Consider the following 8,400-nt stretch of genomic DNA (forward strand, 5'->3'; position numbering starts at 1 on the left):
AGGAGATCAATCCGAATTTCGGCCAGCCGGTGAACCGCACCGAGGAAGAGCGCAGGATCCTGTTCGGGCAGACCGCGTCGGTGGTGAGGTGACGCGTCGGCGTCATCATGCGCGAAGGCGGATGATCCAGTAAACGCAGCCGGCTGCGGTCAAACGAACGTCACGGCCGCCGCTCACCCCTTCGGGAAACCCACGGTCTGCGACAGCAGCACCTGCTGGTCGTGGCCGAGTCCCAGCGCATTGGCGATGGCGTCGCGGTCGATCCAGGCGCGGATCACGGCGGAAAGCCCGTTGCCCGCGGCGAACAGATAGACGTTCTGCGCGATCGCGCCGGCGGCGGCGGACGCAAAACTCTCGCGGCTGGCAACCGGCACCAGCATCATGCGGCCGTGGTCGGCGACGTAGACGAGGTCGAGCGGCGCCTCGTCGACGAAGTCCTGATAGCCGGTCACCCGTCGCAGGTCGCTGCCCGCGACCAGTTGCAGTTCGTGGGCGGCGGCGTCGTACAGATAGGCGCCGGAGGGCAGCGCGACATAGATGTCGATCTCCTGCGCATGCATCGCCGAGGGCGCCGTGCGGCCGCCATCCGGGCGGTTGACGCCGTTGGCGGCCCACAGCAGGCTGGAGAGCATCGGTAGCGGCAATTCTGTGCGCGAGAACTCGCGCCCCGATCGCCGTTTTGCAATCGACTCCATCAGCGGCATGCCGCCGATCTTGTCCGGGGCGGGCAGCGCGATCTTCGGCACGGCATTGCCTTGCGCCGGTTTGGGCCGCAACCGCCCCATCGCGCCGAGCGCCAGCTTGGTCAGGGTATTCATCGTGACGATCTCCTGTCGTGCGTCGTCGGTGCGGGGGCAGGCACCGGGGCATCGGAGTCCAGATTGGACTCGATCAGCGCGGCACTGCCCTCGTTGATCATGGCGATCGCGCCGGCGGCGTCGGTTGCCCGCGCCTCGAACAACGCGCATTGCTCGACCTCGCCGTCGATCATCATCTGCTGGGCGGTCCTGAAGCGGGCAAGCGCGGCGTCGCCCGAGGCGAACGCCTTGAAATCGAAATCCTCGTTGGGCCGTTTGAGCCGGACCACGAACATGATGAACCTCCCGCTCCGCGCGCATGCGAACACGAGATTATTCAAGCGCCAATGCGGCGTCGGGGTCTTGCTCTGGATCAAGCCGGCCGGCTGCTGCGGGCGATTTTCCGCAGGCAATCCGGGCACAGGCAATCGCCGCCATCTGATGGCATCGGCAGGCGGTAGGTCTCCTCACTGCACCAGCACGGTCCCGACAGGCTGCAGGAAAATTCCGTGCCGCAACCGGCGCAGGCGAGGCGGCGCGAGGCGGGAGTGGGGGTCTGTAGCCGATCTGTCATGCACGGGCCGTTCTGTGCCAGGCTTTATAGCAAAGGGTATGACGCCTGGTCATTCCGGGGCGCATCGAAGATGCGAACCTTGAATCTCGAGATTCCGGGTTCGTCCTTCGGACGCCCCGTAATGACGACCGCAACTCACTTCGTGATCGCGTCGATTTCCGCGATCTCCTCGGCGCTCAGCGTCCAGGCGATCGCCTTGACGTTCTGCTCGATCTGCTCGACGCGGGTGGCGCCGGCGATCACGCTTGCGACCTGCGGGCGCGACGCCAGCCAGGAGAATGCCAGTTCCAGCATGGTATGGCCGCGCTTCTGCACAAAGGCCTGCAGCTTCTCGACGATGTCCTCGTTGCGCGGCGTGACGTAGCGGTCGCGCATGGCGGGAGCCTTGCCGAAGCGGGTGTCGGCCGGAGCGGCCGCGCCACGCTGATATTTGCCGGTCAGCAGACCGCTGGCCAGCGGGAAGAACGGCAGCAGCCCGAGCTTGTATTCCTGCGCCGCCGGCAGCAGGTCCTTCTCGATGTCGCGCATCACCAGGCTGTATTCGTCCTGGCACGACACGAAGCGGTTGACGCCCATCTGCCGGGCGACGTATTCGGCCTCGGCGATGCGCCAGGCCGGAAAATTCGAATTGCCGAGGTAGCGCACCTTGCCCTGCCGCACCAGATCGTCCAGCGCCCGCAGGGTCTCCTCGATCGGCGTCAGCGGATCGTAATCGTGCTGCTGGTAGAGATCGATGTAGTCGGTCTTCAGCCGCTTCAGGCTGGCCTCGACCGCGGACATGATATAGCGCCGCGAGGCGCCCTGCTTGGTGCCATCATTGCTCATGGGCTTGGAGTATTTGGTCGCCAGCACGATGTCCTTGCGGCGGTCGCCGAGCACTTCGCCCAGCACGGTCTCCGAGCCGCCCATCCCGGCATAGATGTCGGCGGTATCGAACAGCGTGATGCCGAGGTCGATCGCCTTGTGGATCACCTTGCGCGAGGTTTCCAGGTCGGTGCGCTGGCCGAAATTGTTGCAGCCGAGGCCGACGGCGGAAACGCGCAGGCCGGAGCCGCCGAGGTTGCGAATTTGCATGGATCGATCCTGTGGGGTGGAGCATGAGGCGGGACCGCATTGTGGCCCGCGGGCACCTGCCCGGCAAGGTGCGCCGATGCTGCGCCGCGAAGGGCCGCCGCGGTCATGCGCCGCACCGATCGTTCCGCGTCGCGCGTGATCGCCTTGCGATCGGCGCTCATGTCGTAGGCGGTCGCCGCACCCCAGCTCACGGTGACGTCGACGGCGCCCGACGCCAGCACGGCAAGCAGATGCGGGACCAGTTCGGCGTCGCCGTACCAGGCCACCCGCTGGCGCAGGCCGCGGCTCAGCGGCACGCCGCTGAGGCCGACATAGGCCAGCGACATCGGCTGCACATTGACGAGGGTATGCTGCGTGGAATTGCCGAGGGCGTGATGCACCGCGCCGACCAGCGACGAGCGGAACGGCAGCACGCGGTTGCCGTCGCTCGACGTGCCCTCGGCGAACAGCACCACCGCGTCGCCTTCGAGCAGCCGGCCGGCGATTTCCCGGCTCGCCGCGCCGGTCCGATGCCGGGCCTGCCGGTCGATGAAAATGGTTCGCTGCAACCGGGCCAGCCAGCCGAACAGCGGCCAGCCCGCGACCTCGCGCTTGGCGACGAACACGACCGGGGAGAGCGCAGATATGACGCAGATGTCGAGCCAGGAGACATGGTTCGACAGGATCAGCGCCGGGCTGGCAGCCGATCGCGCGCCGATCTCGCGAATCCGCACGCCGATCAGCGCGCAGAGTAGGCGATGGTACCAGTGCGGGAGGCTGCGCTGCAGCCGCAGGCCGAAGACCATGCCGGCGAGCTGGAACGGCAGCAGCACCAGCGTGAGGGCGGCGAAGGCCAGCAGGATCGACGAGGCGCGGATCATCGGGACGGTTGTTCGAGCGTGTGTGTTCGAGCGAGGGCACTGGCGGGCGATACGCAACGCAACACGCGACAGCACAAAAAAATGCGGCCCCGGTCAGACGCGGCGACTGACGGGGACCGCTGGGGCGAATGATCCGTGACGGGGGGCCTTGATCAGACGCAGGCGGAACCTAGCGGGGCTTTGTTACGCGGCCATGACACAGGACTTATCCACAGGCGGGGTTCGAAAACCGGTCAGCACGGTTTGCGGTAGACCACAAATCCGGGCTGCTCGGCGTAGAGCTGCATCGCGGTGACGTTGGTCTGGTGCGTCAGCCAGTAGATCCGCGGCACCCCCGCCAGCTTCGCGCGTTCGCAGACGCCATCGATCAGGGCCCGGCCCACCCCTTTGCCGCGCGCGGACTCGACCGTGAACAGATCCTGCAGATAGCAGTTCGGCCCGATCGCAATGGTGCTGCGGTGAAACAGATAGTGCGTGAGACCGAGCAATTGCCCGCCGCTCTCGGCGACAAGAGCATGCACCGGCTCATAGGCATCGAAGAATCGCGACCACGTCATCGCGGTGATTTCGGGTGCCAGCGCAGTCGCCCCCGATCGGTCGTAAAACGCATTGTAGCCGTCCCACAGGGGAAGCCAGCGGTCATAGTCCTGCCGGGCGACGGAGCGGACAGTCAGTTGGTCGGACATTCCTGATCTTGCACCCGTGATCGGAGCGACGCGCAACGCGCGCTCCGCGATGATACCTGTCCTTTCAATAGAGACACCACAGGGCTGGATCAATTGCATTCGCCGCCCAAGCCGCGCGACGCTGCTATTCCGCGGCGCGCAGGTGCGGGGCGAGAAGGCGGATACCGCCGCCGCGCATTGACCGGTAGTATTCCGCGCCGGCGGGATCGTCGGTATGGCGGACCAGGTCGGTCACCGGCGTGTAGCTCAGCATGCGTCCGCCATCGGGCAGGGCGGTGCAACTGAAGCGCAGGACCTCTCCGTCCCTGAGCTTGATGTTGATCGGCGTCGAATCGCCCGACCGCATCATCTCGGTGCGCCCGGCGATGAAGTGGCTCAACTCGTCCTCCGGCAGTTCGAAGGTGCCGGTATCGCGGCCATGATACATCAGCGCGATGAAGGGCGGCCGGGAGTCGGCCTTTTCGTCGGGCAACGAAAAATAATGGCGGAAGGCGCGGTTGATGAACTCGGCGCGGGTGTCGGCATCGAGCAGCACGATGCCGATGTCGACCTGGTCCAGCGCCGCCCTCAGCCGCTCCGCGGTGGCATGGTGCCGGCGCTGCGACGCAAAGGCTTCGATCCATTTCCGGCGCAGGTGGCCGGTGATGATGGCGGTGCCGGCCGCGGTGAGCGCCAGCAGCACCATGCGGGCCAGGTCCGACAGGTCGTAGCCGGGCGTGGCGCGATGGTTGAGGAAAAACAGCGCCGAGGAGACCACGGCAATGACGGCGCTGGTCAGCCCGGAGGCGGTGCCGGAGAGCGAGGCCGCGAAAGCGACGATGCAGACGAACAGCGGCGCGGGATTGGGCACGGCAACCAGGGTTCGGTCGACGACGAAGGCGATCAACGCCGTCGCCGTCGTCAGAGCCGGACCGGAAAGTGCGCGCCAGTCGAACTGCATGTTCGTTCGCTCTCGTTGCCACGAGGGTAATGGCCGCAGCATGACGCATGGTTGCAACAGCGGGGGAATTCTCCGTTCCATGCCTAAAATGCGGTTGATCCGGTCAAGACGGATTTCCGGAGGCTTGAATCAAATGATATTCGATTGTCCTTGAATCGGGCTCCGCACGGATGTGTTGGCTCTCGGACATTTCGAAAGGACATCGATGCCCACCATTTCGCCAGCTGTCTTGCCGATCCTGATGTTGTTCGCCTCCAATGTCTTCATGACCTTTGCCTGGTACGGTCATCTCAAATTCAAGGAGAGCTGGCTGCCCACCGTAGTGCTGGTGAGCTGGGGCATCGCGTTCTTCGAATACTGGCTCGCGGTGCCGGCCAATCGCTGGGGCAGCGAGGTCTACTCGGCGGCCCAGCTCAAGACCATCCAGGAAGTGATCACGCTGGTCGTGTTCGCGGCCTTTTCGGTGCTGTACCTGAAGGAGCCGCTGGGCTGGAACCACGGACTGGGCTTCGCGCTGATCGCCGCCGGGGCGTTCTTCATTTTTCACAAATGGTGAGACTGCAGAGGCAGGCGAAATGAAGCGTGCCCACCGTTTCGCACATGATGTCGGGTGCGGCGCCAGGAGCGCCTTTGCGGACGGCGCCGACCGGTGTTTCGGTGCGCGTGAACCGTGATGCACCGGTTTGCCCGACGAGAGTAACTGGCCACATGCTCGGGCCATGCTAAAAGGTCGTGTCCACGGATCAGAAGACGCAGGACTCTCGCATGTCCCACCGCCACCGGCCGTTCATACCTGACCCTGCCCAACTTGCGCTGAAGCCCGCGATCTCGGGCAATACCATCAATGGACTTGGCGAGACGACACCGCGCCGGCCGAGCATGGTGTACTGGGCGCCTGACCCCGACAAGATCGCACACGGGGCGATGCAGCGGTGGTTCTACCAGGTTGATCCAGGCAATCCGCATCTTTCCCGCGCCCGCGAAGAGCGGGCGAAGCTGCTGGCCAGCCCGATGCCCGACGTCACAGGTCCGCCGGTGGAGCATCGACCGCAGGATTGGAACGATGCCATGGCCGAACGTGCGGCGGCGGGCGGCTTCGATATGTGGGGCGTCGCCGAGATGGATCCGGCATGGGTCTACGAGGGCCAGCACGCGCCGCAGAAGAACATCATCATGCTGGGCTTCGCCCATGACTACGAACAGATCGCGACCGCGCCGGAAGCTACCGCCGGCGCGGAAGTGGTCCGGCAGTATGGGCGCGCCGCGGCCGCTGCAAAGTCCGTCGCTGCGTGGTTGCGCGGGCAAGGTTGGGAGGCCGAGCCGTTGACGGGACCCATGACAACGAAAGTCATGATGATTCCGCCGGCCATCGCCTGCGGCTTCGGTCAACTTGGCAAGCACGGCTCGCTGATCAACGCCGAGTTCGGTTCATCCTTCCGGATTTCGGCTGTCTTGACCGACGCGCCGTTCTTGACCACCCCGCCGCTGGTCCTCGATGTCGACTCGTTCTGCGTGAATTGCAGGATTTGCGAGAACGCATGTCCGCCGGAGGCGATCGGTCCCGTCAAGCAAATGGTCCGGGGCGTCGAGAAATGGTACGTCGACTTCGACCGTTGCTTGCCCTTCTTCAACCAGACGCATGGATGCGCCATCTGCATCGCGGCGTGCCCCTTTAGCCGGCCCGGGATCGGCTTGAATCTGGCGGCAAAGCTGAAGCGCCGGGCGGAACGCGAAGATCCCGCAAATGCAGCGTAGCTGGAGCAACCCCGCGTGACGGCCCGATAGCGGCTGACGAGGCTTTGCCTCGATCATGGAGATAATAGCGACCAGCCATTACCCGCAAGACATGCATGAGGTCGAAGTCGACCAGCCGCCTCATTTCGCCGACGGCGACACCCGCAGGATCCGGCCCGCCGAACTGTCGGTCAGCAGCCACAGCGCGCCGTCCGGGCCCTGCCGCACGTCGCGGATGCGTTCGTTGAGGTTGGGCAGCAGGCGTTCCTCCGACGTCACGGTGGTGCCGTCGAGCTGCAGCCGCACCACCATCCTGCCCGACAGCGCGCCGGTGAACAGGCTGCCGGTCCATTTCGGAAACAGTTTTGCGGAATAGAACGCCAGGCCGGACGGGGCGATCGACGGCACCCAGTACTTTAATGGCGGCTCCATGCCGTCTTTGGCGGCGCCTTCGTGAATCTTCGCTCCGCTGTAATCGATGCCGTAGCCGATCGCCGGCCAGCCGTAGTTCTTGCCCTTGCCGATGAGGTTGATCTCGTCGCCGCCGCGCGGGCCGTGCTCGCTTTCCCAGAGATCGCCGGTGGCCGGATTGATCGCGAGGCCCTGCTGGTTGCGCTGGCCGTAGCTCCAGATTTCCGGCTTCGCGCCGTCGCGGCCGACGAAGGGGTTGTCCGCCGGCGCCGTGCCGTCGGGCGTGATCCGGATCAGCTTGCCGATATGATTGCCGAGATTTTGCGCCTCGTCGCGGGCGCTGTAATGATCGCCCAGCGTGACGAACAGGTTGCTGTCGCCGGCCTGCGCGATGCGGCAGCCATAATGATTGCCCGACGACAGCGGTCCCTCCTGCCGGAAGATGACCTTGACGTCGTCGAGCCGGCCGCCGCCGTCGTTCAGTCTGGCGCGCGCCACGGCGGTGCGGCCGCCGCCGGCGGTGCGCTCGGCGTAGCAGAAATAGATGGTCCGGTTCTGGGCGAAACCCGTGTCGGTGACGACGTCGAGCAATCCGCCCTGGCCGGAGGCCCACACTTCCGGCACGCCCTTCAGCGGCGGCGAAACCTGTCCCGCCAGCGTGACGATTCGCATGCGGCCGGCGCGCTCGGTCACCAGCATCCGGCCGTCGGGCAGGAACGCCAGCGCCCATGGATTGGCCAGGCCGCTGGCGACGGTCTGGACGTCGAGCTGCCCCGCCGACGACGCGAACGAGGTATTTTCTCCCCGGGTGGTGGTGACGATCAGAAACGTCGCCGTCAGAACGGTCGCGACCGTCAGCGAGGTCGTCACGAGGACCATAGGTGTCTTGTTCATGATGACCCGATCGCGATGGCATCATCGCTGGCAGTTGAGGTGCTGGAAGCCCGTAACCCGCACCGGGGTTTCGGTGTTACGCCGGAATGGGCATTGCCAGGACGACCTCGATCGACAGCACCGTGAGGGCGACGATCAGGCACAGCGAAAGCCCGCCGATGGCCAGGCGGCCGGCGACGACATGGGTCAGTCTCGACAAAGCTACTGGCGCGGAGCGGCCATCAGAGCCTAACCCGCCGGACGACCGGATCATGGTCGAAATCCCTTGATATGCGGGCGAATCATCCCCGCTCGATTGGACAGCTTCGCACCAACCGCTGGCAAGATTGCGGCGGTTCCGACGACGAAAATGGCGAAAAGGCGGCAAAAGGCCGGGTTATGCCCGCTATTCTGGGCCAAAGGTCAAAAAGGCGGTCAACAGGGTCGTCAT

General features: G+C 65.3%; 10 protein-coding genes. 2 read left to right on the forward strand and 8 right to left on the reverse strand.

All coding sequences use genetic code 11. From position 1 onward, the window contains the following. Positions 1-173: 173 nt before the first annotated feature. The 6 genes from Q8R73_RS12870 to Q8R73_RS12900 form a co-directional block, all read right to left on the reverse strand. Positions 174-818 carry a nitroreductase family protein gene (locus Q8R73_RS12870; RefSeq protein ID WP_305719926.1) on the reverse strand — a complete coding sequence of 215 codons (645 nt, stop codon included), beginning with the start codon at positions 816-818 and terminating at the stop codon, positions 174-176. Beyond that, positions 815-1,093, reverse strand: a complete 279-nt coding sequence (locus Q8R73_RS12875; protein ID WP_305719927.1) for a hypothetical protein — start codon at positions 1,091-1,093, stop codon at positions 815-817. Before Q8R73_RS12875 ends, Q8R73_RS12870 begins: the two co-directional genes overlap by 4 nt. Before the next feature lie 413 nt (positions 1,094-1,506). Next, positions 1,507-2,445 carry an aldo/keto reductase gene (locus Q8R73_RS12885; protein WP_305719929.1) on the reverse strand — a complete coding sequence of 313 codons (939 nt, stop codon included), beginning with the start codon at positions 2,443-2,445 and terminating at the stop codon, positions 1,507-1,509. Further along, complete coding sequence (locus tag Q8R73_RS12890; RefSeq protein WP_305719930.1) at positions 2,340-3,305, reverse strand: 1-acyl-sn-glycerol-3-phosphate acyltransferase; 966 nt, start codon at positions 3,303-3,305, stop codon at positions 2,340-2,342. The genes Q8R73_RS12885 and Q8R73_RS12890 overlap by 106 nt, the downstream gene beginning before the upstream one ends. A gap of 233 nt (positions 3,306-3,538) precedes the next feature. Further along, complete coding sequence (locus Q8R73_RS12895) at positions 3,539-3,991, reverse strand: GNAT family N-acetyltransferase (protein WP_305719931.1); 453 nt, start codon at positions 3,989-3,991, stop codon at positions 3,539-3,541. A 124-nt stretch (positions 3,992-4,115) separates the two neighbouring features. Further along, positions 4,116-4,931, reverse strand: a complete 816-nt coding sequence (locus Q8R73_RS12900; protein ID WP_305719932.1) for a PAS-domain containing protein — start codon at positions 4,929-4,931, stop codon at positions 4,116-4,118. A 205-nt stretch (positions 4,932-5,136) separates the two neighbouring features. On the opposite strand from Q8R73_RS12900, the gene Q8R73_RS12905 reads away from it, so the two are divergent. Together Q8R73_RS12905 and Q8R73_RS12910 are read left to right on the forward strand one after the other, a co-directional pair. Then, positions 5,137-5,487 (forward strand): DMT family protein, encoded by a 351-nt coding sequence (locus Q8R73_RS12905; protein WP_305719933.1) that lies wholly within the window; start codon positions 5,137-5,139, stop codon positions 5,485-5,487. 323 nt (positions 5,488-5,810) lie between these two features. After that, complete coding sequence (locus tag Q8R73_RS12910; RefSeq protein ID WP_305719934.1) at positions 5,811-6,686, forward strand: 4Fe-4S dicluster domain-containing protein; 876 nt, start codon at positions 5,811-5,813, stop codon at positions 6,684-6,686. A 120-nt stretch (positions 6,687-6,806) separates the two neighbouring features. On the opposite strand, the gene Q8R73_RS12915 is transcribed toward Q8R73_RS12910, so the two are convergent. Beyond that, positions 6,807-7,970 carry a PQQ-dependent sugar dehydrogenase gene (locus tag Q8R73_RS12915; RefSeq protein WP_305719935.1) on the reverse strand — a complete coding sequence of 388 codons (1,164 nt, stop codon included), beginning with the start codon at positions 7,968-7,970 and terminating at the stop codon, positions 6,807-6,809. A gap of 76 nt (positions 7,971-8,046) precedes the next feature. Then, positions 8,047-8,169, reverse strand: coding sequence for a hypothetical protein (locus tag Q8R73_RS12920; protein WP_305719936.1), 123 nt, complete (start codon positions 8,167-8,169; stop codon positions 8,047-8,049). Between the last annotated feature and the right edge of the window lie 231 nt (positions 8,170-8,400).

Origin of the sequence: Bradyrhizobium sp. (assembly GCF_030697065.1) — a bacterium.
Lineage (GTDB): Bacteria > Pseudomonadota > Alphaproteobacteria > Rhizobiales > Xanthobacteraceae > Bradyrhizobium.